This window comes from Pseudomonas salomonii (genome assembly GCF_900107155.1).
Lineage (GTDB): Bacteria > Pseudomonadota > Gammaproteobacteria > Pseudomonadales > Pseudomonadaceae > Aquipseudomonas > Aquipseudomonas salomonii.
On sequence record NZ_FNOX01000005.1, the window covers coordinates 247,651 to 273,591 of the forward strand.

Annotated in this window: 15 protein-coding genes; 6 read left to right on the forward strand and 9 right to left on the reverse strand. The window is 54.6% G+C overall.

Features of this window, described 5'->3' with window-relative positions:
* Window positions 1-425 precede the first annotated feature (425 nt).
* The 7 genes from BLV67_RS13605 to BLV67_RS13635 all read right to left on the reverse strand — a co-directional run bounded on the left by BLV67_RS13605 (window position 426) and on the right by BLV67_RS13635 (window position 12,830).
* The gene (locus BLV67_RS13605; RefSeq protein WP_069788038.1) at window positions 426-2,066 is read right to left on the reverse strand and encodes an acyltransferase family protein; all 1,641 of its coding nucleotides are present in this window, start codon (window positions 2,064-2,066) and stop codon (window positions 426-428) included.
* A gap of 213 nt (window positions 2,067-2,279) precedes the next feature.
* Window positions 2,280-3,227, reverse strand: coding sequence for an NAD-dependent epimerase/dehydratase family protein (locus BLV67_RS13610; protein ID WP_069788039.1), 948 nt, complete (start codon window positions 3,225-3,227; stop codon window positions 2,280-2,282).
* Window positions 3,224-4,639 carry a glycosyltransferase gene (locus BLV67_RS13615; RefSeq protein ID WP_069788040.1) on the reverse strand — a complete coding sequence of 472 codons (1,416 nt, stop codon included), beginning with the start codon at window positions 4,637-4,639 and terminating at the stop codon, window positions 3,224-3,226. The genes BLV67_RS13610 and BLV67_RS13615 overlap by 4 nt, the downstream gene beginning before the upstream one ends.
* Window positions 4,640-4,789: 150 nt before the next feature.
* On the reverse strand, window positions 4,790-6,121 hold the full coding sequence (locus BLV67_RS13620; protein WP_069788041.1) for a glycosyltransferase family 4 protein: 1,332 nt from the start codon (window positions 6,119-6,121) through the stop codon (window positions 4,790-4,792).
* Window positions 6,118-10,683 (reverse strand): glycosyltransferase, encoded by a 4,566-nt coding sequence (locus BLV67_RS13625; RefSeq protein WP_069788042.1) that lies wholly within the window; start codon window positions 10,681-10,683, stop codon window positions 6,118-6,120. The genes BLV67_RS13620 and BLV67_RS13625 overlap by 4 nt, the downstream gene beginning before the upstream one ends.
* A 4-nt stretch (window positions 10,684-10,687) precedes the next feature.
* Entirely contained in the window at window positions 10,688-12,007 is a 1,320-nt protein-coding gene (locus BLV67_RS13630; protein WP_056861502.1) for an ABC transporter ATP-binding protein, read from the reverse strand.
* Complete coding sequence (locus BLV67_RS13635; protein WP_056861501.1) at window positions 11,997-12,830, reverse strand: ABC transporter permease; 834 nt, start codon at window positions 12,828-12,830, stop codon at window positions 11,997-11,999. Before BLV67_RS13635 ends, BLV67_RS13630 begins: the two co-directional genes overlap by 11 nt.
* 1,227 nt (window positions 12,831-14,057) lie before the next feature.
* Between BLV67_RS13635 and BLV67_RS13640 the strand changes: the two genes are divergently transcribed.
* On the forward strand, window positions 14,058-14,516 hold the full coding sequence (locus BLV67_RS13640; RefSeq protein WP_069788043.1) for a hypothetical protein: 459 nt from the start codon (window positions 14,058-14,060) through the stop codon (window positions 14,514-14,516).
* A gap of 256 nt (window positions 14,517-14,772) precedes the next feature.
* On the opposite strand, the gene BLV67_RS13645 is transcribed toward BLV67_RS13640, so the two are convergent.
* Window positions 14,773-15,705 carry a DMT family transporter gene (locus BLV67_RS13645; RefSeq protein WP_069788044.1) on the reverse strand — a complete coding sequence of 311 codons (933 nt, stop codon included), beginning with the start codon at window positions 15,703-15,705 and terminating at the stop codon, window positions 14,773-14,775.
* A gap of 64 nt (window positions 15,706-15,769) precedes the next feature.
* The gene (locus BLV67_RS13650) at window positions 15,770-17,395 is read right to left on the reverse strand and encodes a methyl-accepting chemotaxis protein (RefSeq protein ID WP_069788045.1); all 1,626 of its coding nucleotides are present in this window, start codon (window positions 17,393-17,395) and stop codon (window positions 15,770-15,772) included.
* Between the two features lie 388 nt (window positions 17,396-17,783).
* Here BLV67_RS13650 and aceK point away from each other — a divergent pair, with 388 nt between their 5' ends.
* The 5 genes from aceK to BLV67_RS13675 all read left to right on the forward strand — a co-directional run bounded on the left by aceK (window position 17,784) and on the right by BLV67_RS13675 (window position 25,918).
* A complete protein-coding gene (gene aceK, locus BLV67_RS13655; RefSeq protein ID WP_069788046.1) occupies window positions 17,784-19,493 on the forward strand; it encodes a bifunctional isocitrate dehydrogenase kinase/phosphatase in 1,710 nt (569 codons plus the stop codon).
* Window positions 19,494-19,676: 183 nt separating this feature from the next.
* Complete coding sequence (gene hrpA, locus BLV67_RS13660; RefSeq protein ID WP_069788047.1) at window positions 19,677-23,588, forward strand: ATP-dependent RNA helicase HrpA; 3,912 nt, start codon at window positions 19,677-19,679, stop codon at window positions 23,586-23,588.
* A 243-nt stretch (window positions 23,589-23,831) separates the two neighbouring features.
* Window positions 23,832-24,953, forward strand: coding sequence for a beta-ketoacyl-ACP synthase III (locus BLV67_RS13665; protein ID WP_056861495.1), 1,122 nt, complete (start codon window positions 23,832-23,834; stop codon window positions 24,951-24,953).
* A gap of 123 nt (window positions 24,954-25,076) precedes the next feature.
* Entirely contained in the window at window positions 25,077-25,691 is a 615-nt protein-coding gene (locus BLV67_RS13670; RefSeq protein WP_065929816.1) for an RNA polymerase sigma factor, read from the forward strand.
* On the forward strand, window positions 25,685-25,918 hold the full coding sequence (locus tag BLV67_RS13675) for an anti-sigma factor family protein (RefSeq protein WP_056861494.1): 234 nt from the start codon (window positions 25,685-25,687) through the stop codon (window positions 25,916-25,918). The genes BLV67_RS13670 and BLV67_RS13675 overlap by 7 nt, the downstream gene beginning before the upstream one ends.
* Window positions 25,919-25,941: the final 23 nt, after the last annotated feature.

Genomic DNA, 25,941 nt, shown 5'->3' on the forward strand with positions numbered 1-25,941 from the left:
CGGGTGGGCGTAAACTGCAGTTTTTTAATTCTGTTTTAGAATGAAAAATTAGGTTTTTCCATTCCTCTTTCCGTTCCGACGCTGCACGCCGATTTGCAGTAATCGAGAATTCCGCAGGCCCTTCGTTCTCCCTCCCTAAAGTTTAAAATTATGCTGTCTGGTTATAATTAAGTAGGTGGGATGGCTTTTAAATACGCCTAGAATAAATCTGATACAACATTACTCAGGTTGTTATCCAGGGGTTGCCGCTTTTTGATAGCCTGCCTTGTTACGCAGTAGAGGGGCGGGATGCATACGGTGAAATACTCTTTGTAGGGCTTAGAGGCGGAGTGTACTTGAGTTTAAGTACACCCTCTTTCTTAGCGGAGGTCTGGTCAGCGACCAAGCAGAAGTTAAAAAGCGAAGCCAGGTGCTCGGACTGGATTTTACCGAAGAGACGCTGTTGATATTACTAGCCTTTTCCCTCCCCAATCCGATGGTCCTTCAGCGATCTCATTCAATTTATTTACATCTTGAAAGTTGGCAATGCCAATTGAAGCTGCGTTTTTCAAATCAGCTTCCTTAACAGTTATCGTGTTCATCCATGAAAAACCCTTCGCGTGCGATGTACTAGACCTATCAATCACAATATCCCCTGCCACGGTGATAATGTTTCCCCCTGCATCGTTAAGGTGGATACCCAAGTGACGATTGAGAGAGATATCGTCATGGGTCGTAAAGTAAAACTTAAGAGTGATCAAGCCGTCTTTAGGCGCGGACGAAGTAATGTCGGTCAAGCTAATACCGTTTGCGAAACGGTTAGCAGGAATTACGCTCCCTGCGCCCTCAATGGTATTTTGAGGGCGACTAACGCCGACCACCGTGCTTGGTTGGTAATTAGAGGCCACGGCAGACCCTGCAACGAGAACAATCAGGCTTAGCCACTGCGGGACACGATAAAGTTTTTTGATAGTAATACGTGGCTTTTTGTCCCACCAGTTGACGATCAGGCGTCTGCACGGATCTTCTACAGTCAAGTGTAAGGCGGCAGCGCTTGTAATACAGATAAGCCAGAAGATGGGCATCCCTAGGTTGCCCAGTTCCTTGAATAAGGGGGCGTTCAAGCTTGCCAGGTTAAAGACGATCATGTGTGCGAGATAGAGTGCAAAGCTGATCTCACCCAGAAACACTAGCGGTCGGGTTGATAAAATCCTCGCCACAGGGCCTCGGCTAGAAGCAAAGACGAGAATCAAGGCGCCCCACAGTAGCCAGATACCTTCCTTGTAAATGTAGTAGCCGAGTCCTGCGCCTGTGTATTGAGATATGACGGCTGGTCTGGCGACCACGTAGAGTGCGTAGCCAATAGCGGCGAGAGCAGACAACTCTATTAACAGCCAAGTCCAAGGCGAAATATTATTTGTCGCAGGCGATTTTAATTTATACAGTTTTGCGCAATAAACTCCAAATAAAAACTCCAGCAAACGGGCGAGCGGGTTAGTGTAAAGGGCACCAAACATGCTCACGCCCGGGGCGCCGTCATCTGATGATAACGGGATTGTGGTCGCAGCAAGAATCAGCGCCGCTGTACAAATGGCGCTAAGGGCAAGGCTTATCGGTAGCCGCTTGCTCGGGCTCAGGGCGACAAAGACAAAAATCACATAGAAGAATGCTTCGGTGGAAATGCTCCAGGCCACGCCGTTAAATGAGAGCACGTAAGGCGCGGTGAAGGTCCAAGACTGCAACAATGTCACGTTGGCCAACAGTTTAAGCATTGCCCCCGGGGCAGAAAACTCCATGGAAATTCTAGGCGTTATGAGCAGTATCCATAGCAACAACGCTGCAATATGCAGCGGCCAAATACGAGCAAACCTCGAGACTATGAACCGCTTTGCCGAATTCCAATCCGGCAGGCTCTCGTAGTTGTAGGCTAAGATAAAGCCACTCAACGTGAAAAAAAACGAGACACCTTGAGAAAGGGAGAAGTTATTGGCAATGCCAAAGGAGCCGAATAGCGGATGGCTATGGCCCAATACGATCATCGCCGCCGCGAAAAATCGTAAGGAGGTTAAGGCGTCGAGCTTTTTCATTGTGTTCAATCACATGGCCTATCAATAAAAATGACGAAAATAACTTGGTGCTAGCGCACCGCCCGCTTTTACGTTCTACGAAGCCATTCTTTTAAGAGTCTGCCTGTAGGCGGCTGAAAATTGTATACCATCACCCCGCCCAATTCTGGCCGCATCGCTGATGCCGCGCATTTCCCGCGAGAGTTTTGGCTGACTCAGCAGAGGGCACATTTTTCAGCCGGTTTTAGGTTTATTTTCCATTTGCTTTAGGTACCACTCAATAGTATTGGTCAGGCCGTCTGCCAAATTGTGTTGAGCAGACCAGCCCAATTCCTGTTCGGCTAGGCTGCAGTCCAACACGTTCACGGGTACGTCGAAGGGGCGACCGGGTTTGTACGTGCGCTCAATCGGTTTGTTGACGATTTTCTCAATAACATTAATAAGCTCATTCAACGAAGTGCCTGTGCCGGAACCCAAATTGAAAACTTGATGTTTGCCGGTATAGCGCAATGCTTTGACGAAAGCGTCGGCGAGATCTTTGATATAGATATAATCACGGGTCACGCTGCCGTCACCCCATATCTCGATGGGGTTGTTGGCTACCGCCCGATTGATAAAGGCTGCTACTGCGCCTTGCGCGGTCTCGATACGCTGACGCTCTCCATATGGATTGGCAACCCGTAAGGTAATAGGCTCGATGCCATGAAGTTGGCTATAGAGATATAAATATTTTTCGATAGTCAGCTTGCTGATACCGTAAGACACTTCCGGTTCAGTGGGGTGGGTCTCAGGAATCGGCATCTGATGTGGGCGACCGTAAACAGTTCCGCCCGACGAAATAAACACAATTTTCTTGATGTTTAGCTCAACCATGGAGTCGAGCATATTCAAGGTGCTGACGACGTTGGTTTGAATATCGTAGATGGTATCTTCGTTGGAAGACTTGGGCAGGGTGGTGGATACCAGATGAAGTATCCCGTCGGTACCTTCCATGGCACTGTGAAGATTGTGCTTGCTCTGGAAGTCACCGGTGATCCACTCAACCGATTCGTCGTCCGTAAATTTGCGGTAAGGCTCCACACGGGGGCGCTCAAAAATACGCAGGCTGTGCCCTTCTTTCAGCAGTTGATCCGCGATTGTGGAACCAATAAAACCGCCGCCACCAAAAATTACATATTTCATAAAATCTCCGTTTTTTCATGAGGCCTTTTAATCAGCCCTATATACGCTCTGTCCAGAGCATTGGCGTATATTTTTAAGGTAGAGCCTGCAACTCTTGGCGTTCGATGTAGGCCAGTGGTTCCAGGCTTGAATGCGTTGAGGTGGTTTTTCAATACCTGAGCGAGTGCATGACTGTTACCTGCTGGGAACAATTCAACAGCGTCTTCGCTATTGAGGTACTCCGTGATGCCGGTGACGTCACTGGCGATCACAGGAAGGCCGCTTGCTAAGGCATTCAGGAGTACCAAGGGTGCGTTTTCTCGCCAAATTGATGGGATGACAAGAGCGTCGAGATCGGCCATGACGTCACCGATCAAATCGGGGGCGAAGGTGCCGACAAAATGAACCCGCTCGTCTTCTGCGCACTGTGCCCGTAGTGAAGCTACATAGTCTGGATAATGTTCGGTATCGCCGTAGATTCGGATGTCGATATTTTTGTTGTCGATCATCTTGATGGCGTCCAGCAACACATGGCAACCTTTATGGGTTATTAGCGTGCCTATAAAGCCAATGGTATAGCTGCCTGACTTCGAGTGCTCCCTGAGTATCAGTTCCTGCGTAATGACAGGAGGTTCGACCGCGTACTTGAGCGGTTGTATTTTTCTTCCTGAAATTTGATTGGCTTCGAGTAAGGATTCAATTGACTGCGTCGGCGGCAGGATCAAATCTGTTTTTGATAGATAGTCAGTAATAATTGACTTGCGACTTTTTAGATCGATATACATTCTTCGATATCGAGCCAGCCTTGAAAGCGGGAGATGTGAGAGGATCTGGAAGAGTAAAGCAATCATCTTTGCGGGTACTATTTTTACCGAGTCCACCAATACTCTCTTATTGGTATTCATCAGAAGATGCTTCAGGCAATTTCCCGCGTGGCTGGCCGGGCCATTGCACTCCGGAGTTCCCCAAGGTTTCAGCAGCTGACAGGTCCTGCACGTCAGCCAATAATCGGTAGGCGTAAATACAGTGGGTATATTGCGCTTAAGGCAGGATTGCAAACACGACAAGGTCAGATTTTTAAAATGAAAAAAATGTACCAGGTCTGGTTCAAATGATTCAAGTATCGCCTCAAACTCGGGCACAATATTTTGATTGTCATACTCCTCCACGACCGTCTCGGCTGTGAATTGCCCTTGTCTATAGGGCGTCCAAATGCGATGGACGGTAAAACCTTGAAACTCATAGCTATCGCTGGAATAGAGCTGAGCTTGCGTCAGGGCGCCCGTCACCACATGCACGTCATAGCCAAGGCTACGCAGCGCCTTAGCGGTAGATAGAGTGAGCACTTCGGTGCCAGCACTGAACGTCGGAAAAAACTGATGCACGCAAAGCAGAATGCGTGGGGCGCTGGAGGGCAAGGATAAGCTGCTCATATGGCCTCAGAGGAAATCGCCATTTACGGCCCTTGCCTTGAATACGGGGTCGACGGAAGGAAAAGCATGCTGCGTGATAACGTACTTCATTTTGGCCACAGCCTGCCATCAAACCTTGCGCGGTGTTGATGGCAGTCGTCGGTTCAATAATCAGACGCCATACATGGCAAAGGTTTCCTTGGCCATCGTTTCCGGGGTCCGGTCATAATTTGTGGTAGAGGACATGCCATAGAGCGTGGCCGGCGCCAACACCAGGCTGGACAGTTTTTTATACAAGTCGTCGGCACTTCCTCTGGCAAACGCTAATCCGTTGACGCCTGGTTCGAGGAACTCGGTCATGCCTTGTACATCGGAAACGAGCACAGGGGTGTGCGTCGCCAATGCATTTAGCAATACCAGCGGGCTGTTTTCGTACCATTTTGACGGCACGACGAGCAGGTCAAGATCCTTCAGGATGTCGACCATGTCACCTTTGTCAAAGGTGCCTAGGAATGCGATGTCGCCACCCGCTGCCTTCGCTTTGAGGTCAGCCATGTAGGCAGGGTCCTGATCCGCCGGACCGTATATCTTCAAGCGCGCAGAATTTTTCGGCAGCCGTTGGAAGGCGTCTACCAACAGGTCCGTGCCCTTGTGGGGAGCGATCTGACCGATAAAGCCTATGGTCGGGACATGATCGGACGAACGCGTAGGCTTGGCCGTACGATCAATATCAATGCCGAACCAGAGTGCGTGCATAGGCACTTTTACTTCGTTGGCCAGGTAGGCTTTTTTCAGAAACGCCGTAGGCGCGACGGCCCCTTTGTAGCCCTGGTTATAAAGCGAAATCAGTGTATCGGGGCGGCGTGCAATGTCTTCAATAGTGCCGTCAATTTCACCATTTTTGAGCCCTGGCATTTTGCGCAAGAACGTAGCTGACGTTGCAATGACCTTTGCTGCCATGGCTGATTTGGCATACCCCATCCAGCCCCCAACCTTGCCGCGGGCAGCTTCTTTTATGTAGCAGGCGACACAGTTGGATCGGCTCCGGGACGGACCCGCGCAGAGCGCGCCATCTGCGGCTTCCAGTTTGTTGTTGAGACAAAAGCCAAAGAAGTCGGTGAATGTGGCGTAGGTAGGAATACCCAGCGCCGTTGTCGCTTCGAGCAGCACAGAGGTGTGATTGATCAAGTGCGTGACATGTACGATATCTGGTTGCAACTCAGACAGCAGCGACTTAAGAATTTCGCGCATTTCCGGCTGATAGTACGTCTCTTTGATACGGCTGTGCGGAACCTTGTTCTTGTCCAGGCAGATAACCTTAATGCCCTCATACTCAAAATGAGAGAGAAGATTTTCTGTTGCGGGCTCGCCCTGAAAAATCGCGCTCACGACAGTTACGTCATGGCCCCAGGCAGCATAATTTTTCGCCAGCTCCAGGGTATAAGTTTCCGTCCCATAGAAATGGTCGGGGAAGAAACAATGTACAAAAAAGACGATTTTCATTTTTTCTTTTCAACCATGATGTCGCTGTAAATATTTTGATAACCCTTAATCATTGCTTGAATAGAGAAATTATTCTGGGCTCGTTTTCTGTGGAGTTCAGCGATTTTCAAGCGACGAGTGTCATCTTCAAGTAACGACACGATGATATCGGACAGCGCATCAGAGTTGCCTGGCGGTGCGAGCAGAGAATCGTCTTCAACGATTTCTCCAATAGCGCCGATATCGAAGCCCACCACCGGCACACGCATGTTCATCGCGAATGGGCTGACCTGGCCGAAGCTTTCCTTCCAGACAGGGGCCACGAAAATCTTCATGCGGTCGTAAATGGCAGGCAGGGTGTCGTAAGGCACGTAACCGGTGAACTCAAAGTTTTCCGCAACACCGGCCTCTTCGGTAGCCTTCATAAAAGGCTCCATCAGGCTGCCTCCACCCACTATCAATACTTTGATCGATGGCTTTTTCTGGGCGGCGAGAATGAAAGGCATAATGGATTCGGAGTTGAGTTTGTCGCCCTCAAGGCGGTAAACCATACCGATACAGTCTTCCTTAGGCTTGCGGCTATTACGCGACTGGAACATGGCGAAGTCAGAGCCGGGGTAAACCGTGACGTGGTCGGATTGCTCTTTCCCGAATACACGTCTTACGTAATCGCTGACGTACACGTAGCGTTTGATCGCTTCCGAATAGTAAGGTGCAACTGGGGTGTTGATGTTTTGAATGACAGGGATGCCCATCACCTCGGCTGCCTTTACCGCCTTCGCATACCATGGCTCATCACAGTCACCCCAATAGTGCATGTGTATAAAGTCGGGTTGAATGTCTTTAAAGAGATTTACGAACGGTGTTTCATCGTCGGGGAAGCGAACTTCTTCAACGGGGATTCCAACATATGCCGCTGGTTGAGGAGCGTAGCTGGTGACTATCCTCTGGTCGTACTTTCCGCCCAGATATTCATAAATATCGACTACTAATCGTGATGAGCCGCCGGTCATAAAGTTAGCAATGACATGCACCACAACCGGCCGGGCCGCGGCCAGTTTCTTCGGCTGTTTTACCAGGTAGCCGGTCTCAGGAGTCGTACTGATGGCGGTACCCACTCGTTGATTACGCAACCGTTGTACCGCTGGGAGCAGTGCAACACGCAGTCGGTTTCTCAGTGCGGACGGCATGACCAGACTACCACTCAGGTAGATGATTTTAGCTATACCTCGTAGTGATACGGGGCGTGCCGCGATCGCATCCCGCCAGCGCAGCAATCGAGTTTGGCGCAATTGGTTAAAGCGAGATTTTTCTTGCTCGATCGCATGAGACCAATTTTTTTGTTCTTCCGATAATTGCACCGCGGATCGTTCCAGCTGTTCCTTCAGTGAGTTGATGACATTATCCTTTTCGTTAATCGCCGCGTTGAGACGATTAACTTCCGTGCTCAGCTCATCTAGCTGAGAGTCATTCTGGCGGATTTGCAAATTGGCCTCGAAAATTTCCTGGTGAGTGTTGGCAAGCAATGAGTCTTTTTCCAAGAGCATGAGGTTGAGCTGTTCAACCTCCAGCGCTTGTTCGCTCAATTGGTGTTCCTTATCCTCGCAATGAGCGTTGAGCCGGGATATTTCCCGACCGGTCTCATTAAGTAGCAAGTCTTTTTCGACAATCACCTCATTCAAGCGGTTTAGCTCAAGCGCTAATTCGCTGAGGTGATTGTCTTTTTGCTCATACTGTTCGTTAAGGTGGGAAAGGGTGTCGCCCAGCTCGCTGAGACGCGAATCTTTCTCTGTCATCATCAGTTGCAGACGGTGTACCTCTGCGCCGAGTTCGCCTAGCTGAGTACTTTTTAATTCACTCTGTTCACTGAAACCAACGATTTCGCTGCCCAATTCACTAAGGCGTAAGTCTTTCTCTGTAATCATCAGTTGCAGGCGGTGCACCTCGGTCCCGAGTTCGCCTAGTTGGGTGCTCTTTAATTCATACTGTTCACTGAAGCTGGCAATTTCGTTGCCGAGTTCGTTGAGACGAGAGTCTTTCTCTGTAATCATCAGTTGCAGGCGGTGCACCTCAGTGCCGAGTTCGCCTAGCTGGGTGCTTTTTAATTCATTCTGTTCACTGAAAAGAGCAATCTCACTGCCCAGCTCATTGAGGTAAGCGTCTTTTTCGGTCAACAGCAGGTTCAGTCGATGGATCTCGACGCCCAGCTCATGGAGCTTGGATTCCTTGTGACTGGTTGTTGAGCTTAGCGAGGCAATTTCCTGACCAACTTCATTCAGGCGCAGGTCTTTTTCAACAATTACATGATCCAGGTGGTTGAGTTTTTGACCGATCTCATTCAGCAGGCTGTTTTTAGACTCGATCAATAAATTCAATCTTTGTAGTTCCAGGCCAGACTGGTTGAGTTTCTGGTCTTTTTCTACGGTGTGGCTATAAAACGCATTTACTTCGCGCTTCGCCATTTCAGACACTTCACCGATTAAAATGTCTTTGTTAATCAGAAGTTTATTCAGACGATCAATTTCAACGCGCATCTTATCGAGCTGGCGCAGCTGCGAAATCCTATCGCGTTGTAGTTGGTGCCACCATTGTGGAGTTTTCTGCTCGGCATTTTCTACGTACCTCAAGGCATACGAACAGGAGGTAGCATACTCAACGATAGCGCCTAGTTCATACAGGCCAAAGTCGCTTGGGTTTTCCAGCGATCCGTAGGCCGCTTTCCAATCGAGTTTCAATGCCGCTTCGGCTGCGATTAAGCCTTGTTGCCAGTAGTCTATAGCGGCCTGAGTGTGAGAGCGGCCGGACTCTATCAGCCCGAGATTCAAGAATGCATGAATCTGTTTGGTGATGAGCGTTGGGCTGTAATCGGCACAGTCGAAGGCAGTGCAGGCTACGTAATAAGAGATAGCTTTTTGGCTCTCACCGTATTTTTGCCAGAGCTGCGCAAGCAGATAGCAGAGGGAGACCTGCCATCTTAGTTGCTGAGGCGTTGAAGCGGTCTCATTCAGATAAGGCTGGCACTGCTCTTCAAAGAGCTCAACATCAAGCCAGCCACATTCAGCGCTGTCGTACAGCTGATAACCCGACACGCATAGCGCCGCGCCCTGGTCTGGTGTGGTCGCTGGGGCCTCCAGTGCTACCTGCTTGCTGAGGGCGCTGAGCAGTTGGGCATTACTGATGCGATGCCCGATCGTGACCATACCTTTGACCAACCAAGGGTTGTCGTATTCTTCGAATCGCGTTACGTGCCATTCCGGGTTCTCCGGATAATGGTCATAGGTTGTTTCCGTGTAAGGCACGTCAGCGCCTTCACTCGGTGCCTTCATTCCGACCAGCAAGCACCACTCGCATTCTGGGTCGTCTGTGGCGAGTGTGTCGACGCTGGTTTGGAAAAGTTGGCGTGTGCCCACCGCCCATTGTTTGTTTTTCTTATATTGATCGGCTGTTTGCCCGAACGCAGCCTCCACCAAAAAGTGCTGTTGTGTTTCCTGGAGGATTTTTTCCCATGTGTAGACATGAAAGTGAAAGGGGTTGGGGTCTTCTCCGGTCTCATCGGACCAGTCCCTGGGAACGGACAACACGATGCGCCCAGCGGGCGTAAGCACCCTATGGAACTCTGCCATCAAGGCTTTCGGATCCTGTACGTGCTCCAAGGTCTCAAAAGACGTGACCAGGTCGATCGAGTTGTCAGGGATATCAAAGAGTGCTTCTGGAAGCCACCCTTCTTTGAAACTCAGGTGGGTCGACTGTGCGGCGAAGTTTAGCTTGGCGTATTCAATAGCGTATTCGCTGCCGTCAATACCCAACACGCTAGCGGCATCAGAGCACTTGCGTAAAAGGTAGGAGCCGTAACCCAGCCCACATGCAGCGTCGAGCACGCGATCGCCCGGACGTATATAGCGGCTGGCTAAAACGTAGCGAATGATATGAGCATCAGAGCGACTACCTGGCTCACGGGTCATATCCATGTGCAAGTCGCGTTCTTCGACCAGCGCAGTCAATGGGTACTTAAGTGCGGCCTCGTTGGGGATTTTCTCCAGCGGGATCGCGACCTTGCCTTGTTCCTCTTGAAGCGCCTGGTAGTCGTTTACTCTGTAGTAAGCCGCGTGCTTACGCATCCCAGCTTGAAAAAACTGAGCTTCACAGTCTTTGCGAAACGCTGAAGCCTGCGAGGGTTCCGGATGGTCCAGATACAAAAACACGTTAGCATTGGAGACGCGAATAATCTCTTCTATAAAACGCGTCTCCAGAACGCCCGGTTGAGGGAGTTCGGTGACCAAAACAGTGTTGAACTGGTCGTTGGCGAACGGAAACTGATCACCTTCAAGCTGTTGAAAACGACCGTTTAGCCGGTGTGCACAATAGTCAGTTCGGGCGGGATCCAGTCCCAGGCTGATGACTTGAATACCGCTGGCTAAAAAATACTGAATAAGGGGCAGGTCAGAAAGACCTATATGCAAAAGCGGGCCGTTACCGCAACTTCCAAGCAGCTGCTCGGCAACTTTGGACATTTCATCGGACGACATGAAAATGGGTGCGCGGGTTGAGCTGTATTCAATAAGATCAGCAGAATTCAAAGTCATCTGTTCAACCCTTAATCGAAATGGCTTTCATGCGGAGGTCCATTACACCGCCAAAATGGTATTCACGAGGCTTGGTCGCAATCGAGAAAAAAGCAGCCTCATCGCGCCAGTGAATGATGCGCTGTTCTGCGTAATAAGGTTTACCTTCGTGCGAAATGGCCGCCTGCACCTCATAAAGGTTTACACCAAGGCTGCAGACAAATTCGAAATCTACGGTGAATGTTTCGCCTGCGGAGAAACTCTTACCCCAAAAGTACTCGCCCTCGCAGAGGTTCGCATCAATAGCCATGTCCTGATTCAACGTGCCCCAGGAGTAAATTTTCACGCCTTCTTTGTTGCGCAACCGAATACCGACGTTGAGGTTGCTAAGGTCTGAGTGACTGACGCACTCTACGCGCAGTACTGCGGTCTCGGTAGGGTAGAAAACTTGTTTCTCCGCGCCGTCCGTGTCGAGTACTTTGACCGAAATGACTTCTGCGTCAAAATTGCCGAATGAGAACTTGTCAGGGGCTTTGCCTTTGACGGATGGCGCTGCCTGAGTCTTGTTGGAAACAACTTTCGTCAGGTGCGCAAGGTAGGCACTTTCTTGGGCGTGCAGATCTCTCCGGTAATCCAGAATGACTTCTGCCGAAGGCCCAGCGCTTTGAATTCTGCCATTGGACAGGAAAATTGCGCGCTGGGTGAGTGTGCGTACCGACTCCTCATCATGGGATACAAAAAGCAGAGTAGTGCCACTGCTGGTCAGCATTTCGATGCGTTCGTAACAACGCTTCTGAAAGAGGGCGTCACCGACAGCGAGCGCCTCATCGACGATCAGGATGTCCGGTTTCAGGTTAGCCTGTACGGAGAACGCCAGCCTAACGAACATGCCACTGGAGTACGTTTTTACGGGCTGATCGATAAACGTACCGATATCGGCGAAAGAAAGAATGTCATCCATCAATTCATCGGTTTGTTGGCGGTTCAAACCGTGAATAGCACAATTCAGGTAGACGTTTTCACGACCGCTGAAGTCTGGATTGAAGCCAGACCCGAGTTCCAGCAAGGCGGCAATCCTTCCGTTCACATTTACTGTGCCAGAGGTGGGGGTTAACGTTCCGCAAATAATTTGTAGCAGCGTTGATTTGCCTGAACCGTTCTTGCCAATGATGCCGACCGATTCGCCGCGTGCGATTTCAAAGTTAATATCGTTAAGCGCCCAAAATTCTTTGTGCGTCTTCAACGAGGGTAGAAACATTTGCAACAGACGATCTTGAGCTTTTTCATACATGTTGAAACGCTTGGACAGACCGCTGACACTGATAGCAACATCGTTAGAGTACATCTGCGAAACCTGCACGAGTTTTTTGAAAGAAGGCGTAGCCCAAGGCGCAAGTGATAACTCCAATCCCGAAGCTTATTGCCAAGCTGTGCCAGTCTGGTAGTTGTCCAAATAGCAAGGTCGCTCTTCCGTTTTCAATAATGGCTGTCAGTGGGTTCAGATACAGCCAGCCTTGATACTGTTCAGGCAGTGCCGATATAGGGTAAAAAACCGGCGATAAAAAGAGTAGCGCCGTCACAGCCATGCCGGTAATTTGCCCGATGTCTCTGATATAAGTACCGAGTGCAGCCAATAACCATGAAATGCCCATCATCATAAATACCAGTGGTACTATAATTATCGGGAAGTATAAGGCCGTCAGCGGGACTGTATGATTGAAAAATAGCTGAGTGGCGAGCAGTACGCTTAGGCTAACGGTAAAGTGAAACAAGGCATTCAGTACTGAGGTCATAGTCAGCACTTCAATAGGGAATACTACTTTTTTGACGTAGTTGACGTTGCTCAGAATCAGCTTGGGTGCCGAGTTGATGCATTCTGCACAGAAGCCATGGATGATCAGTCCGGCGAATAGCACGAGCGCGAAGTCGACTTTTGACTCAGAACCCAAGCCAGCGCCCCAGCGTGCCTTGAAGACTGTCGAAAATACAAATGTATAAATGGTGAGTAGCAGAAGCGGGTTGATAAATGACCACGCCACGCCCATGACGGAGCCACGATAGCGCGAGGAAATTTCTCGTTGGGTCAATTGGAATATCAACTGACGATGTCTAAAACCACTTTTCAGCATCTGCCAAGGGGAAAGTGGTTGAGCGGTATGCATTTCCATTAGTTGATTCTAACCTGATGTAAATTTAGAGCGTATTGCTGAATACGGTCATTGATAGAATAGGATTGACCATCGTCCACTACTACTTGTTCAATAAAAACGGTATCGGGTATTTGAATGGACGGTGCTTTCATAGCAGATGCTTTCTCTTCATCCGGGAAAATTGGGTTTGGGCAGGTATTCAGCAATTAAGAATGAAAAGCGGGTGCAGAGCAGCGTGCGTCCCATAAACGGACCTTTGTCGAGTGCCAAAGGGAGGGACGATGATTTCTGCAGGCGTCTGATTGGGCCTTTTGACGCTGCCTCTCCAGATCTTGACGTTATGGTGTTCATCGAGATTTTTTTGCTTTGGCGGACTCATTCAGACGTTGCTCGGTCGTGTCAAAAAGCGGTACCGATGTCGGCTAAAGCTTCAAAGCGTAGAGTTTAGCTTTATTGGCATTTTGGGACTAGCGATAATTTCTTGTGGCCATTCGTCTGGTCCATGGGCCAGTAAGCAGAAGCGCTCGTGCTGAATTTTGCAACGCTAAGCATCGCGGCACACGCAAATCTCAGTCGAGATGAGGCTCTGCACCCTCCGATCGATTTCATCCGCAGGCAGTCTTTAGGTCGCTCCTTCCTTGAATCGACTTGCAGCAGTGATCCGACAAATGGCTGTCCTGGCGAAGGATAAACTGAGGCTGTTGTGTGTCAAAGGCCGGTAATAAAGCTTCCCAGGTCTCGAGATCAACGGGGCGGTGGAAATTTAATCCGACGAAGGGTGGGCAAGGAGATGCAGGCGAGAGTGTGTGGCCTTGGGGATGAGCGCGCAGGCGTTTTCGTTGCTCACTTGCTCTACCAAAGCTGGTTGTACGAAGTTATGATACCGGCCCGTCAAAATGCCGGCCTATAGAGTGTAGAAAAGGCTTTGCAAATGATGCTTTCGAATTCATAGGGCCTCTGTCCTTCAAGCGGCCGATAGTGACTTCGGTGTTCATGCTCGGGTCAGGCTGTTGATAGGCGGTAATAGCCGCGTCAGTTGTCCGTATGGTAGGTCGTAAAGTCATCAAGCAATGGTAGCCAACTCGGTCAAATCTTTTTATTTAAGACCCGTATTTGTTGCTATCACACTGCCTTTCCTCGGGGGGCTGTAATGCCCCGCTGGGTTAGTCGCAGCGTGTCTCCTCTATAACGTGTGTTTGTGTCTACTGAATTGTTGTACCCAACTGAATTGAAAAGGAACGTAGCATGAGCAAATTTTGGATTATTCCTGCGGTAGCGGTTGCTGCAATCGTAGCTGGCATCATTTACACGTCGACCGCTACGCAAAGTCCGGTGGCGTCCAAAACAACTGTATTCGCCGATGGTACGACCATCTCGGATCTGCGTTTCGACTCAACCGATTCGTTGGATAAGCATAAGCTTGCTGTGATGAAGGTGGCCCGCGGCAAGGAGAGCGGTCTGTCGTTTGCGGTTCACTTGAATGATGACAAGCAAGCTATCGCGGAAAATGTGGGTGATTTTGAGTTGGCTAAATTTTGTACGGGTACCGACGTATTGACCTGTTCCATTCCGCTCTCCCTGAGTGGTTTCGAGCACTCCAAATCGCTGGGCATTGTCGCCTACAGTACGCCAGGCGTTCAATTGGTAGTGAAGGAAGGCCGTTCGGACTGGGATGGTCACCGCGCAATCTTCCCAACGAACTGAGATATGGCTTGCTCGGGATACCAAGCCTGAGCATTCTACATTAGCTCAAAAGCATCTATTTTGAAGCCTTGGTCCAGTTTCGTTGCTGCTTAGGCCGCGATTAAAGGTGATTAGGCGGATACTCATCCGCCTCTGAACTGTTCGCGGGTAGCGATTCATTACCGCCACCTTGATTCATTGGGTAGACGTTTCAGATCTAAAGCAAGCGGCAATCGCTGTATTGATTCGCCCGAACCTTTACCCGAACCGTTATAGGTCAGCTGCGATTAAATGTGTGGAGGCTAGCTTTTTTCTCCCTTGCGTTTTCCAGTTTCCCCACCCGTAACACCAACCACAACGCCCCCCCAATCAACACCCCGCCATACAGATGTGCCATCGACAACGGTTCATCGAGCAACAACGCCCCCCACAACACCCCAAACGGCGGAATCATAAACGTCACCGTCATCGACTTCACCGGCCCAATCGACGACAGCAAGCGGAAGTACAGGATGTAGGCAAACGCTGTACACACCAGCCCCAACCCCAGCAACGAAGACCATACCTGCCAGCCACCCCAGCTCGCCGGTGGATGGCTGATGGCGCTGTAGGCAAAGAACGGCAGCAAGAACAGGGTAGCGCCGAGCATGCTGCCCAATGCCGCAAGTCGGCTGTCCAGGCCGCCACGTTGATCGAGCCAGCGCCGCGCAAGAAACCCGGCAAAGCCGTAGCACGTGGTGGCCAGCAGACAGGCCAGTGCGCCCATCAACAAGTCCCTATCAAAGGCTACCGGCCCGGCACGGGTCAGGATTCCTACGCCGAACAGGCCCAAGCACACACCTGCGATTTTCGAAGGCGTCAGGCGCTCGCTGAAGAACAACCCGCCGATCAACACGCCCATCAACGGCGTGGTGGCGTTGAAGATCGCCGAGTAACCCGCCGGCAGCACCTGAGCGGCCACGGAATACATAGTCGCGGGTATCCCGGAGTTGATCACGCCGAGCAGCAGCACGGTCTTGAACTTGCCCTGGAAGTCCCAGTTCACGCGCATCACCGTGAGGATCACCAGCAAGCCGGCGGCGGCGATCGACACGCGAAAAAACGCAGTCGGTACCGTGCCGATTTCCGGCGCGATAATGCGCATGAACAGGAAACTGGCGCCCCAAATGGCAGCCAGCCCCAACAGGTACAGGGTGTCGACAGGTCTCACGGAACACTCCTACATCAATAAGGCGGCGAGTGTTGCCCAGTGGCCTGCGCGACACAATCGCTAATTACAGGACAAACCGCGTCACCATACCGTTGAGGTCCACCGCCAGGCGTGACAGTTCCTGGCTGGCCGCCGAGGTCTGGGTGGCGCCGGCGGCGGTCTGGGTCGACAGGTCGCGGATGTTCACCAGGCTGCGGTCGACGTCACGGGCTACCAGGGCCTGTTGCTCGGCGGCGCTGGCGATCACCAGGTTGCGTTCGCTGATCTGCGAGATGGCCGCAGTGATTTTTTCCAGGGCGCTGCCGGCGCTGTTGGCCCGCTGCAAGGTCTGGCCGGCGTGCTCGGCGCTGCTGTTGAGCGCTTCGACAGTGCCTTGGGTGCCTTGCTGAATGCCGTTGATCATCTGCTCGATTTCTTCGGTGGAGTCCTGGGTGCGTTGCGCCAGTGAGCGCACCTCGTCGGCCACCACGGCAAACCCGCGCCCAGCCTCGCCTGCGCGGGCGGCTTCGATGGCGGCATTCAGCGCCAGCAGGTTGGTTTGCCCGGCGATGCCGCGGATCACTTCCAGCACTTTACTGATGTCCTGGGCCTGCACCGCCAGGCCTTCGGCCTTGTTGGACGCACCGAGTACTTCGTCCACCAGGCTCTGGATCGCGCTGATGGTTGCGCTGATCTGGTAATGACCGTGCTTGCTGTCTTCGTCGGAGGCCGTGGACGCCTCGGCGCTGGACACTGCATTGGCCGCGACTTCGTCCACCGCCGCGCTCATCTCGTTGACGGCGGTGGCGGCCTGTTCGATCTCATCGTTCTGCGCTTGCAGGCCACGGGTGCTCTGCTCCATCACCGAACTCATCTCTTCGGCTGCGGAGGCCAGTTGCTGCGCCGACTCGCTGATGCCATGAATGGTGGTGCGCAACTGATCCTGCATGGTGGCCAGGGCCGTCAGCAATTGCGCCGGTTCGTCGCTGCCTTTGACCACGATGGGCTGGCTCAAATCGCCACCGGCAATGGTGCGCGCCACGGCCAGCGCCTGGCCCAGCGGGGCGGTGATGCTGCGGGTCAGCAGCCAGGCGAGCAACAAGGTCGTGATCAGTGCGCACAGGATGATCAGGCCGACCACCCACTGCGCGCGGGTGTACATCTGCGCCGCCGCGTCCGCGGCGGCTTCCACGCCTTGCTGATTGAAGGTAATCATGTCCTCCAGGCTTTTATTCAAGACCGTGCCCTGTGGGCCGATGCGTGTGTTGAGCAGGTCGATGGCGTCTTGCTGCTGGTCCTTGTCGACCAGCTCCATCATCTGGCTGACGATGCTGTTGTAGGTGTTCACATCGCTGTTGAGTTGCTTGAGCATGGCGCGCTCTTCGTCGCTGCTGAGCAGGTCGGTGTGGTGCTCGAGCAGGGTGTTGAGTTCGTTGCGCTGGCGGGCGATCAGGCTTTTGCTGTTGTCGCGGATCCTTGATTCGTCGGTGGTCACCATGCGCATCGACTCCAGGCGGATGTTGGCGATGCAGGCTGCAGCGTCGTGGATATTCTCGATGCTCGGCATCCACGACTCTTCCATCACCAGCGCGCTTTCGCGCAGCTTGGCCATCTGCCCCAGGCCAAACATTCCGACGATCACCAGCATGCTGGCCAACACCCCAAAACTCAGGCTGGCGCGCAGACCGATCGGCATATTCCTCAATGACATCTTATTGCTCCTTAGGCGATTTGAACCGGTTCCCGGGTCGGTCTTCAGACCTTGTAAGGGTGGGAAAGGGCGCGCTGTATATCAAAGTGCCATTAAGGTAGTAATCGGGGTTTCCCCTAAGCGGTGCCGAGGTCGTTACATCAGTTATGAACTCACCGGTGGGTACGTTTTGCGCTCGACGAGGGCAGGGCCACGCAGTTCAAAGCCTGTAGCGGTGAGTCGGGTGACTTTTTGGTGCTTTTATTGACCGAGTGGTCTACTTATTAAAACTGAAACTAAATGTACAAAATGCATGATGTTGTACAGTCAGGCCGTGCAAATCATCCTTCTCCTGCCTCGATTCACTGGCTAAGCTCAGGCATCCAGATACCCGTTCGAGGTTTCCCGCATGTCGCCATCCGCCCCTGCCATTGCCCGCATGATCCTCGATGGCTTCGACGATTACCGTGAGCACTTTCGCCAGATCACCGACGGTGCCCGCGAGCGTTTCGAAACGGCTCAGTGGCAACAAGGGCAGGCGGCATCGGCGGCGCGGATCAATTTGTATGAAGAGAAGGTCGCTGAAGTCACGGCACGTCTGCGTGCCCACTTCGATGAGGCGGCGTTGCTGGCGGTGGACGAGTGGCCATTGGTCAAAAACGCGTACATCGGCCTGATCGATCTGCGTTTTGACGATGAGCTGTCCGAGACCTGGTACAACTCGATCTTCTGCGGGTTGTTCAGCCATGACCTGATCAGTGACGGCTGTATGTTCATCCACACCACGCGGCCGAGCCTGCGCCGGGCGCGTGCGGCGCAAACCCGCACCTATCAACCTGCGGGCGACCTGGCGGCGACGCTGGCGCAGATCTTCGCCGATTACCGCTTCAGCGAAGCCTATGCCGACCTCGACGGCGACCTGCGCCGCCTCCAGGCGCAGCTGCGCGAAAATCTGCCGGATTGGGTGTGCAAAGACCCTGAGCTGAGTATCGAGCTGTTTTCGTCGGTGCTTTACCGTAATAAAGGTGCCTACCTCGTGGGCCGCATTTACACCCGCGACGAGCAGTGGCCACTGGTGATCCCGTTGCTGCACCGCGAAGGGCGCGGCATCCAGATCGATGCGCTGATCACCGACGAAGCCGATGTGTCGATCATCTTTTCCTTCACACGCTCTTACTTCATGGTCGATGTGCCGGTGCCGGCGGAGTTTATCGGCTTTCTCAAGCGCATCCTGCCCGGCAAGCATATTGCCGAGGTGTACACCTCGATCGGTTTCTACAAGCACGGTAAATCGGAGTTCTACCGCGCGTTGATCAACCACCTGGCCACCACCGATGATCAATTCATCATGGCGCCCGGCGTGCGCGGCATGGTCATGAGTGTGTTCACGCTGCCGGGTTTCAACACCGTATTCAAGATCATCAAGGACCGCTTTTCGCCGTCGAAAAACGTCAACCGTGCCACGGTGATCGAGAAGTACCGGCTGGTTAAAAGCGTTGATCGGGTGGGGCGCATGGCCGACACCCAGGAGTTTGCCGACTTCCGTTTTCCCCTAAGCAAATTCGAGCCCGAATGCCTGGCCGAGTTACTGGAAGTCGCCGCCGGCACGGTGCAGGTGGAGGGCGATACGGTGCTGATTCGCCACTGCTGGACCGAGCGGCGCATGACCCCGCTCAACCTCTACCTGGACAACGCCAACCCCGCCCAGGTGCGCGAAGCCCTGGAAGACTATGGCCTGGCGATCAAGCAACTGGCGGCGGCGAACATCTTCCCCGGCGACATGCTGCTCAAGAACTTCGGCGTCACCCGCCACGGTCGTGTGGTGTTCTATGACTATGATGAAATCTGCTTTCTCACCGAAGCCAACTTCCGCCACATCCCCGCACCGCGCACGCCCGAAGATGAAATGGCCTCGGAGCCCTGGTACTCCATCGGCCCGCTGGACGTGTTCCCGGAAGAGTTCCCGCCGTTCCTGTTCGCCGATGCCGGCCAGCGCAAACTGTTCGACGAGTTGCATGGCGAGTTGTACAACGCCGACTACTGGAAAGGCCTGCAGGAAGCGATTCGCGCCGGCAAGGTGATTGATGTGTTTCCGTATCGGCGCAAAGACCCGCTGTAAACGCATACTCCTGTGGGAGCGGGCTTGCTCGCGAATGCGGTGTGCCAGTCACCTTAATGGTCAACTGATGCACCGCTTTCGCGAGCAAGCCCGCTCCCACATTTAGAGAGGCGTCTGCCAGATCAGCCGCTTTTCTGCCACACTTGCCGGCCGTGCATAAATAGACGACCTGCAAAGTACCTGATGACTGACCAAGCGCCCGCTATCGACCAACTGCTCAAGAACCTCGATCACGCCATGCTCGCCGACCGCCACCGCTTGCGGCGCCAGTTGCTTGAGCTGCGCAAGAAGCCTGACGAGGAGAAGCTGGCGCAGTGGGTCACGCGTATGCAAGCGTCCTGCGCCCAGGTCACCGCGCGGCGCGCCAGCCTGCCGGTGATTCGCTATGACGACAGCCTGCCGATTGCCGCCAAGCGCGACGAGATCAAAGAAGCGTTGCTCAAGCATCAGGTGCTGATCATTGCCGGCGAAACCGGCTCGGGTAAAACCACCCAGTTGCCGAAGATCTGCCTGGAAATCGGTCGCGGCCAATACGGCCTGATCGGCCACACCCAGCCGCGCCGGATTGCTGCGCGCAGCGTCGCCAGCCGGGTTGCCGAAGAGCTTGCTACGCCCTTGGGCGCGCTGGTCGGCTATCAGGTGCGTTTCGAAGATCAGAGTGACTCCAACACCCTGATCAAGCTGATGACCGACGGTATTTTGCTGGCGGAAACCCAGAACGACCGTTATCTGGAGCGCTACGACACCATCATCGTCGACGAAGCCCACGAACGCAGCCTGAACATCGACTTCCTGCTCGGTTACCTGAAAACCCTGTTGCCGCGTCGCCCGGACCTCAAGGTCATCATTACTTCGGCGACCATCGACCTGGAGCGCTTTTCCAAGCACTTCGACGATGCGCCGATTGTCGAGGTCTCGGGCCGCACCTTCCCGGTCGACACCTGGTACCGCCCGCTGACGCTGGAGCAGGACGAGGAGGGCAACCGCGTCGAGGACGACTTGACCGTCGACCAGGCGATTCTCGCCACCCTCGACGAAATTGCCGCCTATGAGCGCAGCGAACGCCGCAGCCCCGGCGATGTGCTGGTGTTTTTGCCCGGCGAACGCGAGATTCGCGACGCCGCCGACATGCTGCGCAAGGCCCAGCTCAAACACACTGAAATTCTGCCGTTGTATGCGCGCCTGTCACCGGCCGAACAGCAGCGGATTTTCCAGTCTCACCCAGGCCGCCGCGTGGTGCTGGCGACCAACGTTGCGGAAACCTCGCTGACCGTACCGGGCATCCGTTATGTGATCGACAGCGGCACTGCGCGCATCAGCCGTTACAGCTACCGCGCCAAGGTGCAGCGGTTGCCGATCGAAGCGATTTCCCAGGCCAGTGCCAACCAGCGCAAAGGCCGCTGCGGCCGGGTCGAGCCGGGCATTTGCATTCGCTTGTACAGCGAAGAAGATTTTATCGGCCGCCCGGAATTTACCGACCCGGAGATCCTGCGCACCAACCTCGCCGCGGTGATCCTGCAGATGCTGCACCTGCGTCTGGGCGAAATCACCGACTTCCCGTTTATCGAGCCGCCGGATGGTAAGGCGATCAGCGACGGTTTCAACCTGCTGCAAGAACTCTCGGCGGTGGACCGCAACAGCCAGCTCACGCCGCTGGGCCGCCAGTTGGCGCGCCTGCCGGTGGACCCGCGCATGGGCCGCATGTTGCTCGAAGCGGCCAGGCTCGGCAGTTTGCAGGAAGTGTTGATTGTGGCCAGCGCCATGTCGATCCAGGACCCACGCGAGCGTCCGCCGGAGCGCCAGCAAGCTGCCGACCAGGCCCACGCGCAGTGGAAGGATGCCGATTCGGACTTCGCCGGGCTGGTCAATCTGTGGCGTGGCTTTGAAGAACAGCGCCAGGCACTGACCGCCAGCCCGTTGCGTAACTGGTGCCGCAAGAACTTCCTGAATTACCTGCGCCTGCGCGAGTGGCGTGACTCCCATCGCCAGTTGAGCCTGATCTGCCGCGATATGCAGCTGACGGTCAACAAGGAACCGGCCGACTTTGCGAAACTGCACAAGGCGGTGCTGTCCGGCCTGCTCAGCCAGATCGGGCAGAAGACCGAAGACGGCGATTACCTCGGCGCACGGCAGCGGCGCTTCTGGATTCACCCGTCTTCGGGTATCGGCAAAAAGCGTCCGCAATGGCTGATGGCCGCCGAACTGGTGGAAACCACCAAACTGTATGCGCGCATGGTCGCCAAGATCGATGCCGACTGGATCGAGCCGCTGGCCGGGCACCTGATCAAGAAAAACCACTTCGAACCGCACTGGGAAAAGAAGCGCGGCCAAGTGGTGGCGTTTGAGCAGATCACCCTGTTCGGGCTGATTGTGGTCGGGCGTCGGCCGGTGCATTACGGGCCGATTGACCCGGTGGTGTCCCGCGAGTTGTTTATTCGTGAAGGGTTGGTACGCGGCGAGATTCAATCCCGCGCCAAGTGCCTCACGGCCAACCAGCAACTGCTGGAACAGCTCGATGAGCTGGAGGCCAAGGCCCGTCGTCGTGACATTCTGGCGGATGAAGAAACCCTGTACGCCTTCTATGACGCGCGCTTGCCGGCAGAGATCCACCAGACCGCCACGTTCGACAGCTGGTACAAGGTCAACAGCCAGAAAGACCCGCAACTGCTGATCATGCGTGAAGAAGACGTGCTGGCCCGCGAGGCCAGTGAAGTCACCGCCGCGCATTACCCGGACACGCTGCATTTGGGCGACCTGGAACTGGCCCTGAGTTACCACTTTGAACCCAACCACCCCCGCGACGGCGTAACCCTGCGCGTACCGGCGCCATTGTTGCCGGCATTGCCGCCCGAGCGTCTGGAGTGGCTGGTGCCGGGTGTGATCGAAGCCAAGTGCATTGCGCTGGTGCGCAACCTGCCCAAGGCGCTGCGCAAGAACTTTGTGCCGGTGCCGGACTTCGTCAAGGCCGCCCTGCAACGTATCGAATTTGGTCAGGGCTCGCTGCCTCAGGCACTGGGCCGCGAATTGCTGCGCATGACCGGCGCGCGGGTCAGTGATGAGGCCTGGGCCGAGGCGGCGCAGCAGGTGGAAAGCCACCTGAAGATGAACCTTGAAGTGGTTGACGGCCAGGGCAAGTTCCTGGGCGAAGGCCGCGATCTGGCCGAGCTGACCGCACGTTTCGCCGAGGCCAGCCAGGCCGCATTGGCGGTGCCGCAGACTGCGAAAAGCCAGCAGCCGGTGGAAGCCAAGGTGTTTGCCGCCGTGGCGGAAAAGACCCAGCAAAAGATTGCCGGCCTGTCGATGACGGTGTATCCGGCCCTGGTCGAAGAAAACGGCACGGTCAAGGAAGGGCGTTTTTCCACCGCCGCCGAAGCCGAGTTCCAGCACCGTCGCGCCTTGCAGCGCCTCCTTATGCAGCAACTGGCGGAACCGGCAAAATTCCTGCGGGGCAAACTGCCCGGTTTGACCGAACTGGGCCTGATGTACCGCGAGCTGGGGCGCATTGATGCACTGGTGGAAGACATTCTATTGGCCAGCCTCGACACCTGCGTGCTCGAAGGCGAAGCCAGCCTGCCGCGTGACGGTGCCGGTCTGGCTGCGTTGGCCGAACGCAAGCGCGGCAGTTGGGCCGAGCACGCCGAGCGCCTGGCGCGTTTGACCCTGGACGTGCTGAAACTCTGGCATGGTTTGCAGAAGCGCTTCAAAGGCAAAATCGACCTGGCCCAGGCCGTGGCGTTGAACGACATCAAACAGCAACTCGGCAACCTGGTGTATCAGGGTTTTGTGCGCGAAACCCCGGCGCACTGGTTCAAGGAATTGCCGCGCTTTCTCAAAGCCATCGAACTGCGCCTGGAGAAACTGCCGAGCCAGGTGCAAAAAGATCGCGTGTGGAGCACTGAGCTGGGCGGCTTGTGGGCGCAGTACCAGAACCGCCTGAACAAACACGCCCAGGAAGGCAAACGCGACCCGCAGCTGGAGCTGTACCGCTGGTGGCTGGAGGAATACCGGGTGTCGCTGTTTGCTCAGCAGTTGGGCACCAAGGTGCCGATTTCCGATAAGCGTTTGAGCAAACAATGGAGCCAGGTCGAAGCCTGAGTTCTTCCTCGATCCTCCAGCCAGCTCCCAGTGAATTGCGGGGGGTTAATCCCGGGGATGGCGCCAAATCCGCGAGGTTGTGGCAAACTTCGCAGTCATAAAGACCGGTAACGCCGCGAGACGCTGTGGCGCGATGGGATAAAGCGTTGCCAGTTTGATGCCCGCTGGAGGGCATTGAACGACTTAAAGTTTGGTACGACGGTACCAATTTCTTCTCTGCCTGACAGATTTAGAGGAACGACCGTGCATAACGTCGTCATCAGCGGCACTGGCCTGTACACCCCGGCCAACAGCATCTCCAACGAAGAGCTGGTGCAGTCTTTCAATGCTTACGTGCAACAGTTCAACAGCGATAACGCCGCGGCCATCGAGCGCGGTGAGGTGCAGGCGCTGACCGAGTCCAGCGCGGCCTTTATCGAGAAGGCATCGGGCATCAAGAGCCGCTTTGTGATGGACAAGGACGGCATCCTTGACCCGCAACGCATGGCTCCGCGCTTGCCCGAGCGCAGCAACGACGAGTGGTCGGTACTCTGCCAGATGGCCATCGGCGCCGCCGAACAAGCCCTGCAGCGCGCCGGCAAGACCGCCGCCGACATTGATGGCGTGATCGTCGCCTGCTCCAACCTGCAGCGCGCCTACCCGGCCATCGCCATTGAAGTCCAGGAAGCCCTGGGCATCCAGGGTTTCGGCTTCGACATGAACGTGGCGTGTTCCTCGGCGACCTTCGGCATCCAGAACGCCGCCAACAGCATTCAGTTGGGCCAGGCCCGGGCGATCCTGATGGTCAACCCGGAAGTCTGCACCGGCCACTTGAATTTCCGCGATCGCGACAGCCATTTCATCTTCGGTGATGCGGCCACGGCGGTGATCCTCGAGCGCGCTGATCTGGCGACCTCCGAGCACCAGTTCGACGTGGTCAGCACCAAGCTGCTGACCAAGTTCTCCAATAACATCCGCAACAACTTCGGTTTCCTCAACCGTACCGCCGAAGAAGGCATCGGCGCGCCGGACAAACTGTTCGTGCAGGAAGGCCGCAAAGTCTTCCGGGATGTCTGCCCGATGGTTGCCGAGTTGATCGGTGTACATCTTGAAGAAAACCAGCTGAACGTGACCGACGTGAAGCGTTTCTGGCTGCACCAGGCCAACCTGAGCATGAACCACCTGATTGTGAAGAAACTGCTGGGCCGCGAGGCCTCGGTGGAGGAAGCGCCGGTGATCCTTGATACTTACGCCAATACCAGCTCGGCAGGTTCGGTGATTGCGTTTCACACCTACCAGGACGATCTGCCCAAGGGCTCGGTTGCGGTGCTCAGCTCGTTCGGCGCGGGTTACTCGATTGGCAGCGTGATCCTGCGCAAGCGCTGATCCTGTGGGCGCAGGCTTGCCTGCGATGGCATCACTGTGGTGTGACTGATCCACCGGGGTGCCTGCATCGCAGGCAAGCCAGCTCCCACACCGACCGTATTCCAAGGTAATTTGAGGTAAACAATGGCAGCAGCGGACGACGCGCACCTGCTTGAACGGCTGCTCAAGGGCGAGCAGCGGGCCTACAAGGAACTGGTCACCACCTACCAGAGCGCCATGCGCGCGGTCGCCTATGCCATTGTCGGCCAGCGCCACGCCGATGAGGTGGTGCAAGACGCCTGGCTGTCGGTGGTGCGTAACCTGGCCAAGTTCGAAGGGCGCTCCAGCCTCAAGACCTGGCTGTTGACCATCACCGCCAACTCCGCCAAGGGCCGCTACAAACAGAACCGTCGGGAAGTATTGCTCGATGATTTGCCTTCGCCCCACGGCACCCTTGGTGATGACCGCTTCGTCCCCGACGACGGCCACTGGGCTGTTGCGCCTTACGCCTGGCACCAGGACACCCCGGAAGCCTTGCTGACCGAGGATGAGCTGCGCAAGTGCCTGGAGCATACAATCCTGAGTTTGTCGGAGCTGCAAAGCAGCGTGCTGGTGCTGCGAGAACGCCAAGGCCTGGAGTTGGAGGAGATTTGTAATCTTCTGACCCTCTCGCTCTCCAATGTTCGTGTGCTGTTGCATCGAGCACGGCTTAAAGTCTTCGCCACGGTGGAGCATTTTGAGGAAACGGGTGAATGTTGACCTGTAAGGAACAAGTGGCGCGATCCAGTGACTACCTCGATGGGCAATTGACCTTTCGAGAGCGTTTGCTGGTGCGTCATCACTTGATGTTCTGCCCCAACTGCCGGAGATTTATTCGTCAGATGCGCCTGATGCAGGCGACGTTGAAGATCATGCCGCAGGAGCCGGTAAAGGATGTTGATGCACTGGCTGATCGGCTGGTGGCCGAAAGGCTCAAGGATCAGTAACGGCGGGGAAGAGCCAGGCTCGC

Coding starts and splice junctions, on each gene's coding strand:
- hrpA (WP_069788047.1), top strand. CDS start 19,677: ATGACTGACCAAGCGCCCGCTATCGACCAACTGCTCAAGAACCTCGAT.
- BLV67_RS13650 (WP_069788045.1), bottom strand. CDS start 17,395: ATGTCATTGAGGAATATGCCGATCGGTCTGCGCGCCAGCCTGAGTTTT.
- BLV67_RS13620 (WP_069788041.1), bottom strand. CDS start 6,121: ATGAAAATCGTCTTTTTTGTACATTGTTTCTTCCCCGACCATTTCTAT.
- BLV67_RS13605 (WP_069788038.1), bottom strand. CDS start 2,066: ATGAAAAAGCTCGACGCCTTAACCTCCTTACGATTTTTCGCGGCGGCG.
- BLV67_RS13670 (WP_065929816.1), top strand. CDS start 25,077: ATGGCAGCAGCGGACGACGCGCACCTGCTTGAACGGCTGCTCAAGGGC.
- BLV67_RS13640 (WP_069788043.1), top strand. CDS start 14,058: ATGAGCAAATTTTGGATTATTCCTGCGGTAGCGGTTGCTGCAATCGTA.
- BLV67_RS13635 (WP_056861501.1), bottom strand. CDS start 12,830: ATGGAAATGCATACCGCTCAACCACTTTCCCCTTGGCAGATGCTGAAA.
- BLV67_RS13675 (WP_056861494.1), top strand. CDS start 25,685: ATGTTGACCTGTAAGGAACAAGTGGCGCGATCCAGTGACTACCTCGAT.
- BLV67_RS13625 (WP_069788042.1), bottom strand. CDS start 10,683: ATGACTTTGAATTCTGCTGATCTTATTGAATACAGCTCAACCCGCGCA.
- aceK (WP_069788046.1), top strand. CDS start 17,784: ATGTCGCCATCCGCCCCTGCCATTGCCCGCATGATCCTCGATGGCTTC.
- BLV67_RS13630 (WP_056861502.1), bottom strand. CDS start 12,007: ATGTACTCTAACGATGTTGCTATCAGTGTCAGCGGTCTGTCCAAGCGT.
- BLV67_RS13610 (WP_069788039.1), bottom strand. CDS start 3,227: ATGAAATATGTAATTTTTGGTGGCGGCGGTTTTATTGGTTCCACAATC.
- BLV67_RS13615 (WP_069788040.1), bottom strand. CDS start 4,639: ATGAGCAGCTTATCCTTGCCCTCCAGCGCCCCACGCATTCTGCTTTGC.